10 protein-coding genes and 1 tRNA gene are annotated in these 22,877 nt (G+C 55.9%); 7 read left to right on the forward strand and 4 right to left on the reverse strand.

Translation table 11 applies throughout. The features are described from left to right. Positions 1 to 3 precede the first annotated feature (3 nt). Together WCO56_08685 and WCO56_08690 are read left to right on the forward strand one after the other, a co-directional pair. Positions 4 to 88: transfer RNA gene (locus WCO56_08685), tRNA-Leu, on the forward strand. A gap of 70 nt (positions 89 to 158) precedes the next feature. Next, positions 159 to 1,763, forward strand: coding sequence for a cyclic nucleotide-binding domain-containing protein (locus WCO56_08690; protein MEI7729637.1), 1,605 nt, complete (start codon positions 159 to 161; stop codon positions 1,761 to 1,763). On the opposite strand, the gene WCO56_08695 is transcribed toward WCO56_08690, so the two are convergent. Next, entirely contained in the window at positions 1,744 to 3,537 is a 1,794-nt protein-coding gene (locus WCO56_08695; protein MEI7729638.1) for a PAS domain S-box protein, read from the reverse strand. The two genes, WCO56_08690 and WCO56_08695, sit on opposite strands and share 20 nt — an antisense overlap. A gap of 295 nt (positions 3,538 to 3,832) precedes the next feature. Next, positions 3,833 to 4,723, reverse strand: coding sequence for an alpha/beta hydrolase (locus tag WCO56_08700; GenBank protein MEI7729639.1), 891 nt, complete (start codon positions 4,721 to 4,723; stop codon positions 3,833 to 3,835). A 120-nt stretch (positions 4,724 to 4,843) separates the two neighbouring features. On the opposite strand from WCO56_08700, the gene glgB reads away from it, so the two are divergent. The 5 genes from glgB (at position 4,844) to WCO56_08725 (ending at position 20,206) form a co-directional block, all read left to right on the forward strand. Continuing rightward, positions 4,844 to 7,063, forward strand: a complete 2,220-nt coding sequence (gene glgB, locus WCO56_08705) for a 1,4-alpha-glucan branching protein GlgB (protein MEI7729640.1) — start codon at positions 4,844 to 4,846, stop codon at positions 7,061 to 7,063. A gap of 181 nt (positions 7,064 to 7,244) precedes the next feature. Continuing rightward, positions 7,245 to 10,934 carry a PAS domain S-box protein gene (locus WCO56_08710; GenBank protein MEI7729641.1) on the forward strand — a complete coding sequence of 1,230 codons (3,690 nt, stop codon included), beginning with the start codon at positions 7,245 to 7,247 and terminating at the stop codon, positions 10,932 to 10,934. A 100-nt stretch (positions 10,935 to 11,034) separates the two neighbouring features. Next, the gene (locus WCO56_08715) at positions 11,035 to 13,074 is read left to right on the forward strand and encodes a tetratricopeptide repeat protein (protein MEI7729642.1); all 2,040 of its coding nucleotides are present in this window, start codon (positions 11,035 to 11,037) and stop codon (positions 13,072 to 13,074) included. 574 nt (positions 13,075 to 13,648) lie between these two features. Next, positions 13,649 to 17,848: an immunoglobulin domain-containing protein gene (locus WCO56_08720; GenBank protein MEI7729643.1), complete on the forward strand. Its 4,200-nt coding sequence runs from the start codon at positions 13,649 to 13,651 to the stop codon at positions 17,846 to 17,848. A gap of 273 nt (positions 17,849 to 18,121) precedes the next feature. Beyond that, complete coding sequence (locus WCO56_08725; protein ID MEI7729644.1) at positions 18,122 to 20,206, forward strand: glycosyltransferase family 39 protein; 2,085 nt, start codon at positions 18,122 to 18,124, stop codon at positions 20,204 to 20,206. Between the two features lie 141 nt (positions 20,207 to 20,347). Here WCO56_08725 and WCO56_08730 read toward each other — a convergent pair whose 3' ends face one another. Next, a complete protein-coding gene (locus tag WCO56_08730) occupies positions 20,348 to 22,051 on the reverse strand; it encodes a hypothetical protein (GenBank protein MEI7729645.1) in 1,704 nt (567 codons plus the stop codon). 86 nt (positions 22,052 to 22,137) lie between these two features. Next, the gene (locus WCO56_08735) at positions 22,138 to 22,854 is read right to left on the reverse strand and encodes a PEP-CTERM sorting domain-containing protein (GenBank protein MEI7729646.1); all 717 of its coding nucleotides are present in this window, start codon (positions 22,852 to 22,854) and stop codon (positions 22,138 to 22,140) included. Positions 22,855 to 22,877: the final 23 nt, after the last annotated feature.

The raw sequence follows: 22,877 nt of genomic DNA on the forward strand, positions 1-22,877 counted from the left end.
GTTGCCCACGTGGCGGAATTGGCAGACGCGCTAGATTCAGGTTCTAGTGAGTAACATCGTACAGGTTCAAGTCCTGTCGTGGGCACCAAACAATTAATCCGAGCTGGACCGCTGGTTGGCGCAGGTGCGAAACCGGCGGTTTTGGCCCAAATATAAGCATGGCTGCGATTGTGCGCTTGGCAAATGCGGGAGACGCCCCCAAATGGCTTGAACTGCTCAAAGCCACGCTGGGGGATGATTATCCTGTCAAGGATATTTATAACCTGGCATGGATCGCCAACCAGCTTAATTCTGCCTCCGGTCATGAAACCTGGATTTCAGAGGTGGGCGGGCAGATTCAATCCACCATCTCCATCCTCCGCCCGGTGGATACGACCAATAATCCCGTCGCGAATTTGGGCCGCAACCTGAACCGCCCGGAAAGCTACGCGGATGGGTCTGCCGAGGCCTTGATCCGAAAAATATCGGACTTGGTGGACGCCCGCGGCCAGATGATCGTGGTCCGCGTGCCAGCCGCTGATAATCCGCAGCAAATCCTGTTTGAACAGTGCAACTATGTGTGCGTGGGCTTTCAACCGCTGAAACACATCCTGCGCACACGGCAGGGGATGCTCTTTTACCTGCGCACCGCCAATCCAGTGTTGGCCATGCGATCACCCCTCTCGGAATCGCTGCCGCAAATCAGCGAACTGGCCGCGCTTGCGTTTGAATCCCTGAAAATTCCCAATCCGCTCTCCGTCCGGGATGGGGCCACCGGGTATCCCCTTCAGACCGAAATCAAGTTGCACGATGCCACGTTTGAAGATTTTGAAGTGTGGCGTTTACAAGCACGCGCCGCCAATCCGCAACTGGAAGTATCCACCGGCTATAATCGCGGTGCAGGCTTTCTGCGGCTGGCAACCGATGGCCCATTCCGAGCGTTTCTTGGACAGCGGGACAATAAGATTGTCTGCGGTTTGGCTTATTTCAACGATGAGCAGGACCGCTGCGTGCGCATTTTGGACAGCTTCGCCACCGATGATCTGTGCATGGGCGCGTTATTCAATCATGCCGTGCGGACGGCGCAAGAGCTGCTGAGCGCCTCCTATGTGGAGGTGGATATTCTAGCCAACTGCCCGCGCCTGCTCAAATGCACCGAGCAACTGGGATTCGTGCCCATCGCCTATTTTCCGGGCTTCTTCGTGGTCAACAACAAGCCGACGGACGTGGTCAAGTTGATCAAGCTGAACATGCTCTACACGCCGGAAAATGTGACCCTGACCACCCAGGCGACGGCCGTAGCGCGCGTGGTGGATCAGAGTTTCCAAGACCAACGGATGGGCGTGGCCATCATCAACCTGCTCCGCACGCTGCCAATATTTGAGGGTTTGGGTGATGGTGAACTGCGCAAGATTGCCCGCTTGTTTGTGCAGAAATTGTACCGGCCCGGAGAGCGGGTGTTCAACGTGCGCGACGCCGGCAACGAGGCGTACATTGTCATGCGCGGACAGGTGGACATTTGCCTCAACGAAGAATCCCGGCCTATCGCGACAATTAACAACGGCCAAATTTTTGGGGAACTGGCGTTTCTGGATGGTTCACCCCGCACCGCGATGGCCATTGCCAGCCAGGCAAGCATCCTGCTGGTGGTGCAGCGGTCGGCCTTCAATGAACTGGTGCAGCGCGAACCGCACCTCGGCATGGTGGTAATGCGCAATGTGGCGATCGACCTTTCCAACAAGCTGCGCAAAGCCAACACGGCCATCAACACGACGAAGAAGTAGGCGGTGGAATTTCCGCGACGACGACCGTGCCACCGCCGGGAGTACCGCTAATGTCCACCCGTCCCCCCAGTGCGAAAGCGCGCTCATGCATACTTAACAGGCCCAGCGCGCTTTTATCGTTCAATTCCGAGGCGGTAATCCCGCGTCCGTCATCCCGTACCCGCATACATACCGTCCCCTGCTCCTGGGACAGGGTCACTTCGACGTGCGTGGCGTTGGCATGGCGCAAAATGTTGGTCAACGCCTCCTGCTGGATGCGGAAGAGCGTGGTGGCCAGCTCGGGCCACACGACTTCCTCGCGCAGACTGGAATTGAAATCGCAGACCACCCCGGTACGTCGTTCAAATTCCTTGGCCTGCCATTCCAACGCGGCCGCCAAATCCAAATCATCCAGCACCCCCGGCCGCAGTTCGCGTGAAATTTCCCGCACCATTTCCACGGTAACATCCGCCAAGTCGGCAATATCCCGCATTTTCCGCCGCAGTTCCTCCTGGTCGAAGTTCAACCGGTTGGCCACCCAAACCACATCCATCTTGATGCCGGTCACCAATTGGCCGAGGTTGTCATGTACTTCCCGGGCAATCCGGGTGCGCTCCTCTTCGCGCACCGTGGTAGTACGGGCGGCCAGCGCGCGCATTTGCTCGCGGGAATGTGCGAGTTCAACCTCGGCGCGCTGGCGTTCGGATATATCGCGATAATACGATTGCAGGGTGCCGTCCGGCAGCATTTTGGAGGACATTTCCACCGGTACTTCACCGCCGTTTTTCCGGCGCAACCGCCGTTCATGGATTACCGTCTGCCCGCTGAGCAACAGGTCGAAGCGCAAGGGTGTCTGCCGCAAAATCTCCGGTGGAAACAAACGTGTGATATGCATTCCCACCAGTTCCGCGCGCGCATAACCGCTCAACTCGCAGATCCGCGTGTTGGCATCCAGAATGGTCCCATCCTGGGCGCCCAGCAGGATACCGTCCGCGCCAAAATCAAACAACCCCCGGTACCGTTCCTCGGAGCGGCGCACCGCCGCTTCCGCCTGCCGTCGTTGCGTGACATCCCGCGTGAACGCCGCCACGGCAAAGAGTGTTTCGCGCTCGTCAAACACCGGGCAGAAGTGATGTTCCAACCAATAATCTCCCCGTTGATCCTCAAACGTGACCGGCTGCCGGGTCTCCAGGACCTTTTGTCCCCAATCGCATCGCAAATTACCCGTGGCAGGTGGCAGAAACTCCCGAATGTTGTGGCCAATCATAGCATCCGCCGTCCGCCCCACCCGTTGAGCGCCGGTTTTGTTGATAAACAAGACCTGTCCCTCCCTGTTCACCAATAGCAAGGTTTCCAGGGAAGCATCCATCATGGCTTGCAAGATCCGTCGGTCATGTTCGTTTTGCGCCAGCAGTTGATCGCGTTCCTGTTGCCGTTTTTCCAGCGCGGCGGCCAGAAGATCAATCGATTGGGATAACTCCACCAGTTCGCCGGATGAACCATGACGGCCCACCCGCGCATCCAAGCAGCCGGCGGTCAACTTGCGCGTGGCTGCCACCAAACGTTTGATTTGACGGATAACCAGAAATTCGACCGCCAGCAGCGGCACCACGACGGCCGCCATACACGCCAAAGCGAACTGCGTCTCATTGAATACGTGGATTTCTATCTCAGAGACCATGGCGTGATCGGCCTGCCAAACGTGATACCACAGCAAGCTCAAGATCGGCAGTAAAGCCAACGCGATCAGCAACAGCAGACGCCCCCGCAGACTGAACAAGACAGGTGGTCTCATGATTATTACAGGTTTTAACCCGCCCTTGCAGGGCGGATGAGATTTTGAGTTAAACCCATCTCGCCAACCCGCACAAAATCCGTTTCTTTATACCATTTCCAGTTTGTAACTGCATCATTCAAACTGCTCAGGCGTACGCCTTGTCATCGTACCGCAGGTTTCCAAACCTGCTGTGTCGCCGACTTCCCAGTCGGCTTGCCTTGAATGACATAACCACTCGCTGATTTGTAATCGTGCAATGGCATGATGAAAATGGTATTATTTGATGCGGTTAAAAAATTGGTGAGCAAGGCGCCTATCGGATAAATTCACGCATTTTCAGCCAATCCACCAGGTTACGGGCCCAGGCATGCGCGTTTTCAAAGGGCGGTTTATCCGCAAGTCCAATGCCGTGCCGTCCCTTTTTGGGGTCGTTCATATGATAGACATGCAGATCAAAGGGCACGCCGTTGCGTTGCAATGCATTGGCAAATTCCAGGGAGTTTTCCACTTTTACCGTTTTGTCCTCCCATGTGGACCAGATAAAACAGGGCGGGGTTTCCCGGGTAACCTGCAATTCGTTGGATAGAAACTGGATGAGTTCTGGACTCTGGTCTTTGCCCAGCAGGTTATTGCGCGAACCAGTGTGGCCGTTCGTGCCCATGCTGATCACGGCGTAACACAGGATGGCCAGGTCGGGGCGACAACTTTGGCGTTCGATGACATCTGCGGCATCCGGCTTGCCAGCATCGAAATGAGTGGCTGACGTGGAGGCCAAATGCCCGCCCGCGCTGCTGCCCATCACCCCGACGCGTTTGGGGTCCAATTTCCACTCCCCAGCCCGGGCGCGAACCGTGCGAATGGCGCGCTGCACATCCTGAAGCATGGCCGGATGGTGATAGCCTTTGGAACCAAGCCGATATTTTAAAACGAAACCCGTGATACCCTGCTGATTCAAAAACAGCGCGTAATCCGCTCCCTCATGCGGCGCCAAGCCGCCGTAACCACCCCCGGGACAAATCACAATCGCCGCGCCCGTGGCTTTATCCGCCGGGGCCGGATACGGCGTAATCGTGGGAATATCCTGATCCGCTTTGCCGAGCGCCCCCGGGGCACCGTCAGCCCAAAGCGGAATGGGTGGTTGCGGTTCCGCCTGCAACGCCATGGCGATGCCCGCCAGTGCCGAAAGAAATAATCGTGTTTTCATGTTTAAGGGATGATAGACGATTTGGCTGGCGCGTCAATCCTGACCAACTTCAATTCACCTTTTGCGCTCGCAAATATATTTGATGCTGCCTCACTTTTCCGCTGTCAAAGCGCATAATTTATGTCATGCTATCCCACCATGATACTGACCGACGCTGAGTTGCAGAGTCTGGTGCGGGTGCTTCACCGTTCACCGCATCAATTACTGGGTATGCATCCGCTGGGTGACGGCACCGGGCTGGTCGTGCGCGCCTTCTACCCCGGCGCGCTGAAAATCGAAGCCGTCCCGACCCATGAAAAGGAGCGACCGCGCATCACCCTGACAAAGGTGCATGAGGCTGGGTTATTCGAGGGGGTAACCGAGGCCGCACAACGTGTCTACGCGTATGACTTGGTGATCACCGACCAACGCGGCGACCTGCGCCGCACCCGCGATCCGTATTCATTTCTACCCACCCTGGGTGAAGTGGATCTCTACCTGTTCAACCAGGGCAATGAACACCGAATCTACGAAAAGCTCGGGGCCCAACTGCGTGTCATTGACGGGGTGCCGGGCACCGCGTTCGCCACTTGGGCACCCAACGCCAAACGGGTCAGCGTCGTCGGCGACTTCAATCAATGGGATGGCCGCCGCCATCCCATGCGCCTGCTGGGCCTTTCCGGCGTCTGGGAAATTTTCATTCCCGGCGTGGGCGCGGGCGCGCATTATAAATTTGAGATTAACGACGCCCAAGGGGCCATCGTCCTGAAGACCGATCCCTACGGATTCTTCTTTGAGACGGCGCCCAAGAACGCGGCGATTGTCTGGGACACCCGCAAGTTCAAGTGGACCGACGACGCATGGCTGAAACGCCGGCGCGAGCAAGACCCGCTGCGTTCACCGCATAGCATTTACGAAATGCACCTAGGCTCCTGGCGCAAAAAATCGGCACATGAATCGTATTCCTATCGCGAACTGGCCGGGCCGTTGATTGAGTACCTGCGCCAGATGTCGTTCACCCACGTCCAATTCCTGCCGCCCGCCGAACATGCGTACTACCCCTCCTGGGGGTACCAGGTCACCGGTTTCTACGCCTCCACCAGCCGTTTTGGCACGCCAGACGACTTCCAATACCTCGTCAACGCGCTGCACGAAGCCGGCATCGGCGTCCTGGTGGACTGGGTGCCCGCCCATTTCCCGCGCGATGAGTGGGCACTCGCCCGCTTCGACGGCACCGCGCTCTACGAACACGAAGACCCCCGCCAAGGCGCGCATCAGGACTGGGGTACGCTGATTTTCAACTTTGACCGCCACGAGGTTCGCAATTTCCTGGCGGCCAACGCGCTCTTCTGGTGTGACCGTTTCCATGTGGACGGCTTGCGCGTGGACGCCGTCGCCTCGATGCTTTACCTGGATTACTCCCGTAAACAAGGGGAGTGGGTGCCCAACAAATTCGGCGGGCGGGAAAACCTGGAAGCGATTGAATTTCTCAAGCATTTCAACCACTTGGTGCATGTGCAGCATCCCGGCGTCGTCACCATTGCCGAGGAATCCACCGCGTGGCCGCTGGTCACGCGCCCGCCGTACCTCGGCGGCCTGGGCTTCTCGTTCAAGTGGAACATGGGCTGGATGCACGATACGCTCCGCTACTTCAAGCGCGATCCCATCTACCGTAAGTTTCACCAGAACGATCTTACCTTCGCGATGCTGTATCATCACAACGAGAACTTCATCCTGCCGCTCTCGCATGATGAGGTGGTGCATGGTAAACGCTCGCTGCTGGGGCGCATGCCGGGCGACGACGCGCAACGGTTCGCCAACCTGCGCGCGCTCCTGGCCTACCAGTGGGCGTTCCCCGGCAAACAACTGCTGTTCATGGGCGGGGAAATCGGGCAGAGCGGTGAGTGGAACGAGAACGCGGAACTGCAATGGTGGCTTTTGGAGCAAGGCCCGTATCACCGCGGCCTGCAACGGTTCGTGGCCGAACTCAACAAGCTGTACCTGAACGAACCCGCGCTCTGGCAAGCCGATTATGACCTGGCCGGTTTCTTCTGGGTGGATTGCACGGATGGCGAACACAGCATCCTCTCGTTCGTGCGGCAGACCGCCGATGGCGCACAACAAATCCTGGTGGCGCTAAACCTCACCCCCGTGCCGCAGCACGGCTATCGCGTCGGCGTGCCACAGGGCGGCTTTTGGAAGGAAGTGCTGAATAGCGACGCCGGCGCCTACGGCGGCGGGAACCTGGACAACTTGGGCGGCGTCACCGCCGACAACTACCAGGTGCAGAACCAGCCGTTCTCCGTGATGCTCACCCTGCCCCCATTGAGCGCGATCATGCTGAAGCGCGAGCATCCTTAAATCCGAAATGCGAATCCCGAATGCCGAAACAATGCCAAAAAACGAATTCCGAAGGGGCTGCGCGCGACCTGCCAGGCGCGGTTTTTGCCTGCGCTGAGCACGTTGCAAAATCCCGGATTGACCGTCCGTTTTGGCGTTCGGAATTCGGCGTTCGGAATTCGGTCTTCTAAAGTCCATGCCCATGCCCCCCCCCCTGACACATAATGAAGATGCCCGGCTGGAGGCCTTGCACAGTTACAATATTCTGGATACGGCCCCCGAGGAAAATTTTGACGAGTTGACGCGGCTGGCGGCGCAACTCTGCGAAACCCCGATCGCGCTCATCTCCTTTGCCGACCGGGATCGCGTCTGGTTCAAATCGAAAGTCGGCCTGGACTACCACGAAGTGCCGCTGCATGGCTCCTTCTGCGCCCTGGCCGTGAACCAGCGCGTGCTGGTGGTCATTGAGGACGCCGCCGCCCATCCGGATTTTGCGCAGCATCCGGCCGTGATTGGCGGGCCCAAATTTCGGTTTTACGCCGGGGCGCCGCTGATCAACCGTGAGGGATATTGCCTGGGCACCTTGTGCGTGCTGGATTATCAGCCGCGCCAACTGAGTCCCGCCCGCCAGGACGCGTTGCGCATTCTGAGCCACCAGGTGATGACCCAACTGGATTACCAACTCATGAATCATGAGCTGGCTGAAACCGTTCAGGATTATCATCATACCTGGGAGGCCCTCTCGGACTCCGAAGCATTTTATCACTCGCTGGTTGAAAGCCTGCCGCAGCATCTCTTCCGCAAAGACCGCGAGGGCCGCTTCACCTACGCCAACCAGCGCTTCTGCCACATCCTCGGACGCCCGTTTGATGAAATCAAAGGCAAGACGGATTTTGATTTCTTCCCCCACGAATTGGCCCTCAAGTATCAGCGGGATGATCTGCGCGTGATGGAGACCCGCGAAACCCTCGACACCATCGAGGCCAACCAGGTCAAAGAGGGGAAAAAATACGTCCACACCATCAAGACGGCCACCCTGGACGCCAACGGGAATGTCGTCGGCATCCAGGGCATCTTTTGGGACGTCACCGAACGCAAGCGCACCGAGGAACAGCTCGGGCTGGAACGCGACTTGATGCGCACGCTGCTCCAAAACCTGCCGGATCGGATTTACTTCAAGGACGTGGAATCCCGATTCCTGCTGTGCAATGACGCCATGGCCGCACGCCTGGGGCTGAAGGATCCCAATGAAGCCATCGGCAAAACCGATTTCGACTTTCACCCACGGGAAAAAGCCGAGGAGTTCTTCCAGGATGAACAGCGCATCATCCTCACCGGCCAGCCGCTGATCAACAAGCGGGAACGTCAGTTGGACCTCGACGGCCGGGAGATCTGGGCGCTGGTCACCAAGGTCCCCATCTACAACCCCGGCGGCGGCGTGCGCGGTCTGATCGGCATCTCCCACAACATCACCCAATTGATGGCGGCGGAGCAAAAATTGCGCGAGGCCGAGGAAAAATATCGCACGATCTTTGAGCGCGCCGTCGAGGGTATTTTCCAGACGACCCCGGATGGCCACTTCCTCAGCGCGAACCCCGCCCTGGCGCGCTTCTATGGCTATGACTCGGTCGAGGATTTGCTGGCCGCCCTGACCGACATCGAACATCAGCTCTATGTGGATGCCAGCCGCCGCGATGAATTTATCCGGCTCATGCGCGAACACGGCACCGTCAGCGCGTTTGAATCCGAGGTGTTCCGCAAAGACCGCAGCACCATCTGGATTTCGGAAAACGCGCGGACCGTCACCGATTCGCAGGGTAACGTCCTGTACTATGAAGGGTCGGTCGAGGAAATCACCGTTCGCAAGCAGGCCGAGTTCGAGCGGGAACGCGCCCGGCAGGCCGCGTTGGAATCCGCCAATGCCAAGGCCCAGTTTCTCGCCAACGTCAGCCACGAAATCCGCACCCCGATGAACGGGGTCATCAGCATGACCGGGCTGCTGCTGAAGACGCGCCTGGATGGCGAACAACGCGAATACGCCGACACCATTCGCAACAGCGCCAGCACCCTGCTGGAACTGATCAATAATCTCCTGGATTTCTCCAAGGTCGAGGCGGGCAAACTCGAACTTGAAAAAATCCCCTTCAATATTCGGGACAGCGTGGAATCCACCGTTGACTTGGTGGCCGAGCGCGCCCAGGCCAAGAACCTGGAATTAGTCTGGCAGGTGGAGGACCAAGTGCCGGAGTTCGTCACCGGCGACCCGGGCCGCATCCGCCAAATCTTGCTCAATCTCGTGGCCAACGCGGTAAAATTCACCGACCGGGGCGAGGTCTGTGTCCACCTCTCGCAACAGGCGCGGCAGGCCGACCAGGTTCTGCTACGGTTCGCGGTTACGGACACCGGCATTGGCATTTCTCCGGAAGTGCGCCCGCGCATCTTCCAATCGTTTGTCCAAGCCGACGGCTCGACCACCCGCCGCTACGGCGGCACCGGCCTGGGGTTGTCCATCTGCAAGCAACTGGTTGAACTCATGGGCGGTCATATTGACCTGGAAAGCACGCCGGGGCAGGGCTCCGTCTTTTGGTTCACCATCCTGTTGGAGGTCACCCCGGCGGAGCAAATTCCGGCCCGGCTGACCCCCAATCCCCAACCGCTGGAAGGGATGCAGGCGCTGGTGGTGGACGACCACCCCACCAGTCGGCGCGTGTTGGAACAGATTCTTCACCGCTGGCATTTGGGGGTGGAATTTGCCACCAACCAGTCCGAGACCATTCAACGGTTGGCCGAGCGCAAAGCCGCCGGTAAATCGTTCGATTTTATCATTCTGGATTCCCGGCTGGGCGACACCACCGGGCTGGCCCTGGCCCGCCACCTGAAAGCGGGCGCCCTGGCCGGTTCCGCCAAAATCATCCTGCTGGAAATCATGGGGCGGCATCATGAATGGGAACTGCTGGAAAGCGGCGAGATCCGCGCCTGGCTGTTCAAACCGGTGAAACCCCTGCGCCTGCTTGAATGCCTCGTCGGGCTGGCCGCTGGCAGGCTGGAACGCTGGCATCCCACCAATGAGGGCAGTCTGACCCTCTCGGAAACCATGACGCGCAATATCCGGGTGCTTCTGGCCGAGGATAACCCGGTGAATCAAAAAGTCGGGCTCCGCCTGCTTCAAAAAATCGGCCTCCATGCCGATGTCGTCGCCAACGGGTTTGAAGTGCTCGAGGCGCTCACCCGCATCCCCTATGACATTATCTTCCTGGATTGTCACATGCCCGAAATGGATGGGTATACGGCCGCTCAGGAAATTCAAAAACTCTGGCGCGACCCCGGCAGCGCGCCGCCACTCAAGTCCAAGCCGTTTATCATCGCCCTCACCGCCAACGTGCTGCCCGGCGAGCGCGAGCGCTGCCTTGCCTCGGGCATGGATGATTACCTCAGCAAACCGCTCGAACCCGGGGAATTGATCGCCGCTTTGGGCCGCGCCGGGCTGAGCCTCGCTTCGCCCGCGCCCGCACCGGTGGCGGGCACCACGCCGGCCGACCACCAAGGGCTGCTGGATCAGGCGGTATTGGATAAATTGCGCGCCCTGCGACAACCCGGCGAGACCGACCCAATGGCCGAATTGATTGACCTGTTCCTGCACGATATGCCGCGGCACATGAAGCAAATGCAGGCGGCCCTGGCCAACCAGGACGCCAAAGCCATGAAACTCGCCGCCCACAGCTTGAAAGGCAGCGCCCGCAACATGGGCGTGCTGCGCCTGGCTCAAACCTGCGACCTGCTCGAGCAGCAATCCCGGGAGGGCAATCTCGCCAACGCCTCGCAACTCCTCACCCAAATCCAGGCCGAATACGCCGAAGCCGAACAGGCGCTGCTGGCGGAAAAGGGGAAGTGATGGAAACCGGAACGGCAACCATGGCAGAAAAATTTATTGGCATAAAAATTGGGAGCCGAATTTATAAAAATTTGATTAAATAGTTTTCAATTTTTTTGCCATGTTGGGTTCCTCATTTTTCTCAAATTGTTCTGAAAAATTCGGTGTCCGGCTCATTCTGGCCGCCCTCATCGTTTCAGTTTTCCTCCTCTATTCCCCGGTCTGGTACTTCGACTTCGTCAATTACGATGATCCGGATTATGTCACTCAAAACCCATGGGTTCAGGCCGGACTGACCGTCCGGAGTATCGCCTGGGCCTTCGGCAGCCTGCATGGTGAACAAACCTACTGGCATCCCCTCACCTGGCTCTCGCACATGCTCGATTGCCAACTCTTTGGTTTAAACGCAGGCGCGCATCACCTCGTTAATGTATTATTCCACGCCCTTAACGTCGGTCTGCTTTTCCTGGTGCTCAAGCGCCTCACCGGCGCGGTATGGCGCAGCGCCATCGTCGCCGCCCTCTTCGCCCTGCATCCCTTGCAGGTGGATACCGTCGCCTGGATCACGGAGCGCAAAAACCTGCTCACCACCCTGTTCGGCTTGCTCACGCTCTGGGCCTATGCCAGCTACGTGGAAAAACCCTCGCTGAAACGTTACCTGCCCCTCCTCCTCTGGTTCGCCCTCTGCCTGATGTGCAAGCCCGCCCTGGCTCCCCTCCCCTGCGCGCTGTTGCTGCTGGACTACTGGCCACTAGGGCGCTGGGGGGGAAATTCCGCAATCCGCAATCCGCAATCCGCATTCGATGGTTCCGCATTCAGTGGCTGCCTGGCCAGATTAATCCTGGAGAAAGTGCCCCTCTTGGCGCTGTCCGTAGGGATCAGTGTCATGACGATGCTCGCGCATGAAACCGTCTGCCGACCCAATGCGGAAATGGCCCTGACCCCGCTGCTCCGCGCGGAAAACGCCTTCGTTTCCTATGCCGCGTATGTGCGCAAGTTGTGCTGGCCATTTGACCTGGCCGCATTCTATCCGCACCCCGGTGCCTGGCCCATGAGCCTCGTTCTGGGCAGCAGCATCTTCCTGTTGGTACTCACGGGATTGGCCCTGTGGCTGCACAAGCAATTACCCAGCTTGGCCGTGGGTTGGTTCTGGTTCCTGGGCCTGTTGGTCCCCGCCATCGGCCTGATTCAGGTTGGCGCGCAGGCGATGGCGGATCGCTTCGTGTACCTGCCTCTGGTGGGATTATTCATCGCCCTTACCTGGCTCATCGCCGACCTGCTCGCAAAGGTTCGCTGCCCAATCTGGGCGCGGGCCCTGCCCGCCGTTCTGGCCTGTCTTGCCTTTGGTTTTACCTCCGCTCGCCAGCTACACCATTGGCAGAACAGTATTACGTTATGGGAACGCGTGATGGCTACCATCAAAAACAACGGTCATCGCCATAGTGACTGGATCGCCTATAGCGGATACGGCTGCGCGCTCATGGCCAATGGCCAGTTTGAAGCGGCCAAAAGGCAACTGCAGATTGCCTTGGATATTTCTCCCGAATCGTTTTCCGTCCTCTATAACATGGGTTGCGTTTTGGAAAGCCAGGGGGACTTGTCTGGCGCTGCCGAATATTACAAAAAGGCCGTTGCCCAGCGTTCGGGCATTTCAAAAATGCATAAATCCCTGGTCAACCTTTATATGCGGACCGGACGGCTTGACGCCGCCATCGCCGCCAATCTTCAGGCCATCAAAAGCCTGCCTCCCGATGACCTGCTGCACCTGTTCCACGCCCAGTTGCTGATGGCCACGCGCGATTACTCGGGGGCCATCTCCCACTACCAGGAAGCTCTCAAATTAAATCCCGACTCGACGCCCGCTCAAAACGACCTCGCCTGGTTGCTGGCCACCGCTCCCCAACCCAACCTCCGCAACGGTGCCGAGGCCGTCCGACTGGCCGAGGCCGCCGCCCAGGCAACGGGGTACCGGCAAATACTAATCGTGGGGACATTGGCCGCCGCGTATGCGGAAGCCGGGCAATTCCCAAAAGCGGTAGCCACCGCCGAAAAGGCGATCGCCATGGCCCAGGCCCAAGGGCAAACCGCCCTCGTGGAAACCAACCGTCGTCTGCTTCAAGAATATCGTCAAAATCGTCCGCATCGTCAGAGCCCGGAGTAAAAATCCAGGACTGTTTGCAGAAAAATGAACCGGCAGAAAAATTGGAAACCGAATTATAAAAAATGATCAATTGAAATTTGATTTTATAGTTTCCAATTTTTTTGCCAGATAATCTTTTTGCCATGTCGGGCTCCGCATTCAACGAAGAAAAGACCGGACCATGGCAGAAAAATTTATTGGCATAAAAATTGGGAGCCGAATTTATAAAAAAATGATCAGTGAAAAATTGATTTAATAGTTCTTAATTTTTTTTGCCAGATAATCTTTTTGCCATGTCGGGCTCCTCATTCATCGCGGAAGACCGGAACCTGGCAGAAACATTTATTGGCAGAAATATTGGGAACCGAATTTACAAAAAATGATCAGTGAAAATTGATTTAATAGTTTCCAATTTTTTTGCCATGTCGGGCTCCCTATTTTTCTGCAAGGTCTCCCGTTTTTGCCATGTCGGGCTCCCCGATATTTTGCTTCGATCACGCTTTACTTTCTTCCCCTAATCGCGTAGATTGTTATCCATGTTCAAAGTGGGATTAGAAGTGGACATGTTAACAACGTAATTCCCATGGCATACAATATGAAAAAATTGACTTTTACGGTGGGCCTGATGGCTCTCATGGCTGTTTCGGTGAAGGCGAATCCGGGGTATTTTCTTTTCTTGAATCTTAGCGGTGACAAAATATTCAATACCAATGAAATGGCCTCCGCGACGAACAATTCTTCGCTCACCTCGAATGCCTACCCCAGTTTAAGAATCGCCATCTACTATAGCACCAACACCATTGCCACCAATTTAACGGATCGGCGCGCCCACGTCTGGCCCAACAACACCAACGGCGGCATCACGGGATATGCTTTATTCACAAATACCAGCGGTATTATTGGGTTCAATTCGAATCCCGCATTTAATGGCCGCTTCAGCGGTGGCAGCACTTCGAACACCGCCTATAAAGTAGAAATGGCGATCACAAATCAGTTTCAGGTACGTATCTGGGACAACACGTACGGAGCCACTTGGGAAGCGTTTAAATCCAATATGGATGTCGGGAATGTGCCCGCTGGCATCTTGTACGGGTTATCCCCTCTGTTTTACCTACAGCCTTCAGATAGTGCTCAAACTCCTATTCCTAATCCACCATCTCCGATTGATGTAATGCCCTTCTGGAATCTGACCAATGTTGTTGTACTGTCCCCGGTCATTACCACCCAGCCACAAAGCCAAGTGCGCGTGCCGGGAACCACGGCCAGTTTCAGCGTGGCGGCTACCGGCACTGCGCCGCTCGGCTACCGCTGGCGGTTCAACAATACCAATCTCGTTTGGGCCACCAACAGTACATTGACGCTGAACAATGTGCAAAGTGTTAACGCTGGCTACTACCAGGTGATCGTGAGCAACACCGCCGGGACGGTCACCAGTACCGTAGCCACCCTGACGGTGGTGTATCCCCCCGCCATCACCGGCCAACCACAAAGCCAGACCTGCGCCGCAGGCACCATGGCCAGCTTCAATGTGACCGCCACCGGTACGGCCCCGCTGGCGTATCAATGGTACAAATCAGTAATCAGTCAGCAGTCAGCAGTGATCAGTGGAGCCACAAATTCAGCCTTTAGCCTTCAACCTTTAGCCTTGGGAGACGCGGGGAGCTATTACTGTGTGGTCAGCAATGCGTATGGGGCCGCCACCAGCAGCGTGGCCAGCCTGACGTTGCTGGTGTACCCGCCGGTCATCACTGGCCAACCGCAAAACCAGACGAACCGATTGGGAACCACGGCCCTATTCAACGTGACGGCCAGCAGCCTTATCCCTTTGTCCTACCAATGGATGCGGGTTGGCGCCTCATTCCCCATCGCCACCACCAGCCAACTCACCATCCCTATGGTCCAAGCCACGGACGCCGGAAGCTATTACTGTGTGGTGAGTACTGCGGATGGACGGGTCGTGAGCAAACTGGCAACGCTCACCGTGCTCTCCCCGCCGGTCATCACCGTCCAGCCCCAAAGCCAATCTAACCCGCTGGGAGCGCCAGTAAGTTTCACGAGTGTCGCCGTCGGCACTTCACCGCTGGCCTACCAGTGGTACAAGGCAGTGACTAGTAATCAGTCACCAGTTATCAGTGGGGCCACGAATTCGGTCTATCGTCTCACGGCGGTCGCCGCCCTCGATGCTGGATCGTATTACTGCGTCGTGAGTAATGTTTACGGCATGGCGACCAGTGCCGTGGCCAGCCTGACGTTGCTCTACGCCCCAGCCATCCTCACCCAGCCTGACCACCAACTGGCCCCGTTGGGAGCGCCCGCCTATTTCAAGGTGACCGCCGCTGGCTTCGAGCCACTCGGCTATCAGTGGTACAAGGCAGTGACTAGTAGTAATCAGTCACCAGTGGTCAGTGGTCAGTGGTCAGTGGTCAGTGGTCAGTGGAGCCACGAATTCAGCCTTCAGCCTTTAGCCTTGGGGGACGTGGGGAGCTACTACTGCGTGGTCAGCAATGCGTATGGGATGGCCACCAGTGCGGTCGCCACACTAACCTTGGCGTATTCCCCCGTCATCACTGGCCAACCGCAAAACCAAACGAACGTATTGGGAACCGCCGCCAGCTTCAGCGTAACCGGCGTCGGCACCGCCCCGTTGGCGTATCAGTGGTTTAGATCAGTAACCAGTCATCAGTCATCAGTCATCAGTGGGGCCACGAATTCAGCCTTTAGCCTTCAGCCTTTAGCCTTGGTTCACGCGGGGAGCTATTACTGCGTGGTCCGTAACGGTTACGGCATGGCCACCAGTGCGGTGGCCACCCTGACCGTGCTGTGCCCGCCGACCATTACCACCCAACCGCAAAGCCAGATGAACGTGCAGGGGACCACCGTCAGTTTCAACGTGACTGCCGCTGGCACGGCCCCGTTGGCGTACCAATGGTTTAGATCAGTAACCAGTAATCAGAATCAGTTATCAGTCACCAGTGGGGCCACGAATTCAGCCTTTAGCCTTCAGCCTTTAGCCTTGGGACACGCGGGGAACTATTACTGCGTGGTCAGTAATGCCTATGGCGTGGCGACCAGCCGGATGGCGACCCTGACGGTACTATCCGCGCCCATCATTACCACCCAACCGCAAAGCGTGACGAATGGGTTGGGGGCTGTTGCCAGGTTTAACGTGGTTGCCGACGGCACCGGGCCGTTGACGTACCAATGGTTTAGATCAGTTATCAGTGATCAGTTATCAGTAATCAGTGGGGCCACGAATTCGGCCTTTAGCCTTCCGCCTTTAGCCTTGGGGGACGCGGGGGATTACCAGGTGGTAGTTGCCAACAGTTTTGGCAGCGTGACCAGCCTCGTGGCCACCTTGACCGTAGTGGATAACCTGGGACCGCTCATCACGGTCAACGGCACCCTTGGACAGACTGTCAACCAACGGCTCTACTCCCTCAGCGGTGTCGTAACCGATGCCGGACGGGGAAACCATGGGGTACGAAACCTCTGGGTCAACGGCTTGGCAGTCACCAATGTGAGCGCCGTTGACGACGCCGTCGCACCTTGGAGCCAGGTCCTCACGTTACAGCCAGGGATGAACTATGGGTACGTCCTGGCCGCAGATGCCTTGGGCAATCGCAGTACCAACCTGTTCTATATCAACTTTGTACCGACGGATTCCGGCCTCCCCACCGTGATGATCAGCCAACCCGCCAGCCCAACCTATTCCAATTTGGTCATGGTCTCCGGCACAGCCTCGGATGCCAAAGGCGTGGTGGAAGTCTGGTGCCAGCAGAACGATGGTCCTTGGATGCTGGCCAGTGGCGCGAACAAATGGAGCATCCAACTGGTGCCCACGCTCGGCACCAACACCCTGGCGGCCTACGCGGTGGATGCCTCGGGTAACTACTCGAAAACCAACCGCGTCAAATTTGTGAAACTGGCCACCGATACCTTGACTGTGACTCGCGTTGGCAACGGCACCTTGTCCCCGGACCTAAACGGCAAGGTGCTGACGCTTGGCTCCCCCTATTCCATGAAGTCCTTGCCAGGGACTGGCTTCCTCTTCTCCAATTGGGTGGGGAATGGCTCGGTGTTGACGAACAATCCCAGCCTCCTCTTCACCATGCGCTCCAACCTGACCTTGACCGCGAACTTTGTGCCCAACGCCTTCCTGGCACGCAAAGGCGATTATGCGGGGCTGTTCTGTCCGAGTAACGACGTATTCCAAGCCGACTGGACCAATAGTGGTGCCGTAAAATTGACTATGACGGACAAAGGGGCTTTTAGCGGCCAATTGACCTATCAAGGCAAAGTGTATCCGTTAGCTGGCGCGTTTGATGTCAGCGGCGTGGCCACCGCGAATATCGCCCGGGGGAACGACCCGGCATTGCAGGTATGGCTGAACCTGGACCTGAACGCTGGCGGCGGCATGACTGGAACCATCAACCAAGGCACGAATTGGTCCTCGGCGTTGCGGGCAGGCTTGGTTTTAAAACAGGCCCAAGTGAAGACCAGTTACTCGGTGGCAGTAGTCCTTGATCCGACTGGTACCAATGTGGGCACCCTGAATTTGAGCGTGCAACCCTCCGGCCTCGTCACCCTAACGGGCACCCTGGCCGACGGCACCAAATTGACCGGATCGCTGCCGCTGACCACCAAGCACGAAGTGGTGCTGTACCAAACCTTATATGTCGGCAAGGGGCTATGGCTGGGCTACCTGAGTTTGGCAAACCCGAATCCAAACGGCACCGCCCATTGGCAAAAGCTCGAAAATGGCTTCTCCGTAAATGCCCGGCTGCTGTTGCCGTGAACGCAGAAGGCCGGAACATGGCAAAAAAATTTGTTGGCAGAAATATTGGGACCCGAATTTATAAAAAAATGATCAGTGAAAATTTGATTTAATGGTTTCCAATTTTTTTGCCAGCTAATATTTTTGCCATGTCGGCTCCGTATTGGAACGCAAAAAGACCGGAGCATGGCAGAAACATTTATCGGCAGAAATATTGAGAACCGAATTTACAAAAAATGATCGTGAAAATTGATTTAATAGTTTCCAATTTTTTTGCCAGATAATATTTTTGCCATGTTGGGCTCCTCATTTTCCTCCAATTTTTCTGAAAAATTCGGTATCCGGCTCATTCTGGCCGCCCTCATCGTTTCAGTTTTCCTCCTCTATTCCCCGGTCATTTACTTCGACTTCATCAATTATGACGACCCAGCCTATGTAACCCAGAACACCTGGGTCCAAGCCGGGCTGACCCCCAAGGGAGTGGCCTGGGCCTTCGGCAACCTGCACGGGGAACAAACCTACTGGCATCCCATCACTTGGCTCTCGCACATGCTGGATTGCCAGCTCTTCGGCTTGAACGCGGGTTGGCATCACCTCGTCAATGTCCTGTTCCACGCCCTTAACGCCGGGTTGCTTTTCCTGGTGCTCAAACGCCTCACCGGCGCTGTATGGCGCAGCGCCATCGTCGCCGCCCTCTTCGCCTTGCATCCCTTGCAGGTGGATACCGTCGCCTGGATCACCGAGCGTAAAAACCTGCTCACCACCCTATTCGGCTTGCTCACGCTCTGGGCCTATGCCAGCTATGTGGAAAAGCCCTCCCTGAAACGCTACCTGCCCCTCCTCCTCTGGTTCGCCCTCTGCCTGATGTGCAAGCCTGCCCTGGCTCCCCTGCCCTGCGCGCTGTTGCTGCTGGACTACTGGCCACTCAAGCGCTGGGGGGGAAATTCCGAATTCCGAATTCCGAATTCCGCATTCGATGGTTTCGCACTCCGCACTCCGCACTCCGAATTCAGTGATTCCGCAATCCGCAATCCGCAATCCGCATTCCCTGAGTTCCGTCTCCTTACCTCGACGGCTACAAAATTAGTCCTGGAGAAAGTGCCGCTCTTGGTGCTCTCCTTGGCAATCAGTATGGTGATCATCGTGGGACACCGAAACCTGGGCAGTTCCATTGCCCTGCCTCTCACACTGCGCTTGGAAAACGCGGTGGTTTCCTATGCCAGCTACCTGGGAAAACTATTTTGTCCGATCAATCTGGCCGTATTTTACCCTTATCCCGACCAAATTGCCATCACCGCCGTGCTGTTCAGCATCTTGCTCTTGTTGCTCATTACTGGGATGGTGGTATGGCAATTCAAGCAGTCACCTTATCTGGCCGTGGGTTGGTTCTGGTTCCTCGGATTACTGGTGCCGGCCATCGGGGTGGTTCAGGCGGGCATGCAGGCCATGGCCGACCGTTTTGCGTATGTCCCCCTCATCGGAGTAGCCATCGGGATCGTCTGGGGGGGGGGCGGGTGGATTACCGCCCACCGCTGGCCTCTCTGGGGCCGCCTCACCCTTGGGATCGTCCCCATTCTGGCCTGCACGGCCCTTGCCTCCCGGCAACTGGGGTATTGGAAAAACAGCCTAACCCTATGGGAACACACCTTTATGGTTACCCGTAAAAACTGGGTGTCGCATACCAATTATGGTCACGCACTACACCATATGGGCCAACTTGCTGCGGCCAAACAACAGTTCCTGGAAGCTTCGCGAATCCTGCCTGAAGATTATGAATCACTGAACAACTTTGGCATGATTTCGGAAACCATGGGCGAACTGGATTCGGCGGTAGATTATTATCGTAAATCCTTACAGGCTCAATCCAACGCCAAAACTCAAAAAAGACTCAGCCGCGTTCTATTTCGATTGGGCCGGGTTCCAGAGGCCATCGAGTCAAATCGCACCGCGTTGCAAATGCTGCCGCGCGATGTTACGCTGCACCACGTACAAGCCCAACTCCTGGGGATGACGCATGATTATGGCGGGGCATTACCGCACTATCGCGCGGCGCTGGAGAACAACCCAACGAATCCGCCCGTGTTAAGTGATCTCGCCTGGTTTTTAGCCACCTGCCCGCAAACCGATTTGCGTAATGGCACTGAAGCAGTCCGACTGGCGGAAAAAGCGGTCACGCTGACGGGCTTCAAGCAGACGGTAATCGTGGGAACCCTGGCCGCCGCGTATGCGGAAGCCGGGCAGTTCTCGAACGCAGTGGCCACCGCCGAAAAAGCCATCGCCCTGGCCCGCACCCGAGGAGAAACTACATTAGCCGAAACAAATCAATTACTACTCCAAACCTACCGCCAAAATCAAGCGTATCACCAGAACCCGGAATAAGATTTTGCAGAAACATTTATTGGCAGAAAAATAAGACGCTGAAATTTATTTTTACTTCGGATGATCGCGCGGTATTTGAATAGTTTTCTGAGTTTCGATTTTTCTGCCAGTTTATTTTTCTGCAAAATTGAAGTTCTGCTATTATCGCGGCAGGATTTTTACATAGCCGCTCTGGTTCGTCCCCATAAAATACCCGCCGCCGAAGGTCTGCATGTTGGTGGGACAGTTCTGTATCAGCGCGCCACTGAACGAATTCAAAGTCTTGAGCCCCGGGACTTTAAAGCTCCCTTTGAACGTCCCATCCCGTGCGACTGTCAGCGTCACATTGGTCAATCCACCCGCACCGACTTTCAACAGTCCATTAGTGACATACAGCGTATTGGTATAACGTGCCGGCAAATTGCCATCCCCGACCACCAACACGCCGTTGGCCCACTCGACCGGGGCTTTCCCCGTTGCCGGAGGCACATACCGGGAGAGTGCCATCGCCCGATAATCATCGAATCCCCCGGTAAAATTTTTCCCTACCGCACCTTGCATTTTAGCCCATGTCACAATTCGGTAGTTCATATTTGTGGTCACATTCGTCACCGTTCCGCCACCCGGTAAGGCCACTTCGCTGGTTTGTAAATATACCTGGTTTGAAAAAGAACTCCATTGCATTAAAAGGCCTTTCCCACCGTATAACGATGCGTATATGGGAAAGTCCCCTTGGCGTTGTATCGGCGTGGTTTGCGTAAAAGCCGTGCCATCCGCCAATATACCTCGGATACTGGCCACGCCGGTACTGCTGACGCTGATGGCTGCGCTGCCCTCTCCCGTTGGCAATGCCGCTGGGTCAGGGAATGCATCGTAAATTGATCCTTGGATGTTCATCGTGTAATTGCCCGCAAAGTGATTCCCGTTACTATTATTGACCCAAAACGCCCAAATCACGGCCGCAAGCTGTCCGCTCTGGTCATACACCCATCCATAAATGGTCTTGCTCAACGGCTGCGGCCAGAACTGGATGAAAATGCTTTTCTTGCCGCTTACGGCTACGGTCTGGGTAAAACCTGCCTGAGATGAATCGCCAATTACAGGTTGAAAAAAACCACTGAAACTATAAGTCTCACCTTGTAAAATTAACTTTCCGCTATAAGTGCCTTTGACGGTCACGGCGACATTAAACCGCCCTGAGTTTTCGGTCCTGACATTGTCCCACTCAGGTCTGAATAGCCCAGAGTAATCCCCCACGTACGATGGGAACGGATTAGTGACAAAATTAGCCTGAATCACCAAGTTGGATTCCATCATAAACATCATGGAAGGGTTGGCAGACGTATTGGTGCGGTTGGCATAAATCCCGGTCCACGACTCAAATACATAGCCTGCACCCGAATTCGCCTTCACGGAATACGCGCGTCCAATTTCCAACGGGTTCCCGGCAAAATCTACTTTGGTAATCGTACCGTTGCCATTGGTGACCAGGATCAAACTAGCTTTTATGATTTTGAAAAAAGTTACGGCATTGGTGGTGGAACATTTGCCGGTACTGCTGATCGCATACGCTCGCAACACATTGGTACCTGGGGTCACCGGCATCGTAAGCTTCCAGTTTTTGAATTGGTTACTCGAACTGGTCGCAAGCCAATTGGTATCATTCACTTGGCAATACACGTTTGTCACCGTAATCGTACTGCTCGTGGTCCCAACCACCTCCATGATTCCGTTGGTAGCGATTAGCCTGACCGGCTTGGGCGCAGTGATCACCAACTTTGGCGCTATTTCGGCACCGGTCACGCTACCGCAATGAACCGAAACGCTTATCGCAAAAAGAATGGCCAAGTGAATCCAGTTTTTCATATTGCTCAGGTTATAAAATTAGGATGTTAAAATGAAAAAAGCGCCCGTTTCCGGGCGCCTTTTTTGAATGCACACTAACAATAGGTTTAGGAAACTTGTTTCTTGCGGCGCAGGAACCACATGGAACCCATGCCCAACACCGTCAATGCATAACTGGATGGCTCTGGCACTAATTGAAAATACGGCATTGTCAATTTTTCTGCTGGGACAGTCGGCGTCGCGTTGGGGTCCGTTAATTTTTGATCCCAAACTGTTGACATACCCCACTGTGCGGTGACGAACCCTTGATCCATCTTCGCCTTGAACGATTCCCATGTCGGACAGCCACCATACGCACTGCTGTCCCATACACGCACCTGCATCTTAACTGATGTTTGCAAACTATCAGTTCGATATGCGAGATTAGCTGTGCCACCGGCGGTAAACAATCCACCAGCTAAGGTACTATTAAAACCAATAATGCCTTTTGATGTTTCAGCTAGAAGGCTCGTACCAGTAATTCCCAAAGAACCACTGTTAGCACCATTCCAATTCCATGCACGGACATCCCTGGAGTCGTTATAAATCGGTGCATTGGTACCGCCCCCTGATCCATAATAAATGGAGATCCTCAAACTTGAACCATACGGATGGGCTACGGTGTTACTCTTAAGACTTGAAGTAGCAACACCATTAGCGGTATCCTCATACGCATAAATCTTATTCGTCGAGTACGAATTATTTGCAAAAAAGAAATAACCTTGCGCGTACGTTGCCAAAGTACCCAGAACCAACAGCGCTAAAGTTAATATTGATTTTTTCATTTGATGACTCCAATTATCGTTAG

The sequence above is a fragment of the Verrucomicrobiota bacterium genome (assembly GCA_037139415.1).
Taxonomy (GTDB): Bacteria; Verrucomicrobiota; Verrucomicrobiia; order Limisphaerales; family Fontisphaeraceae; genus JBAXGN01.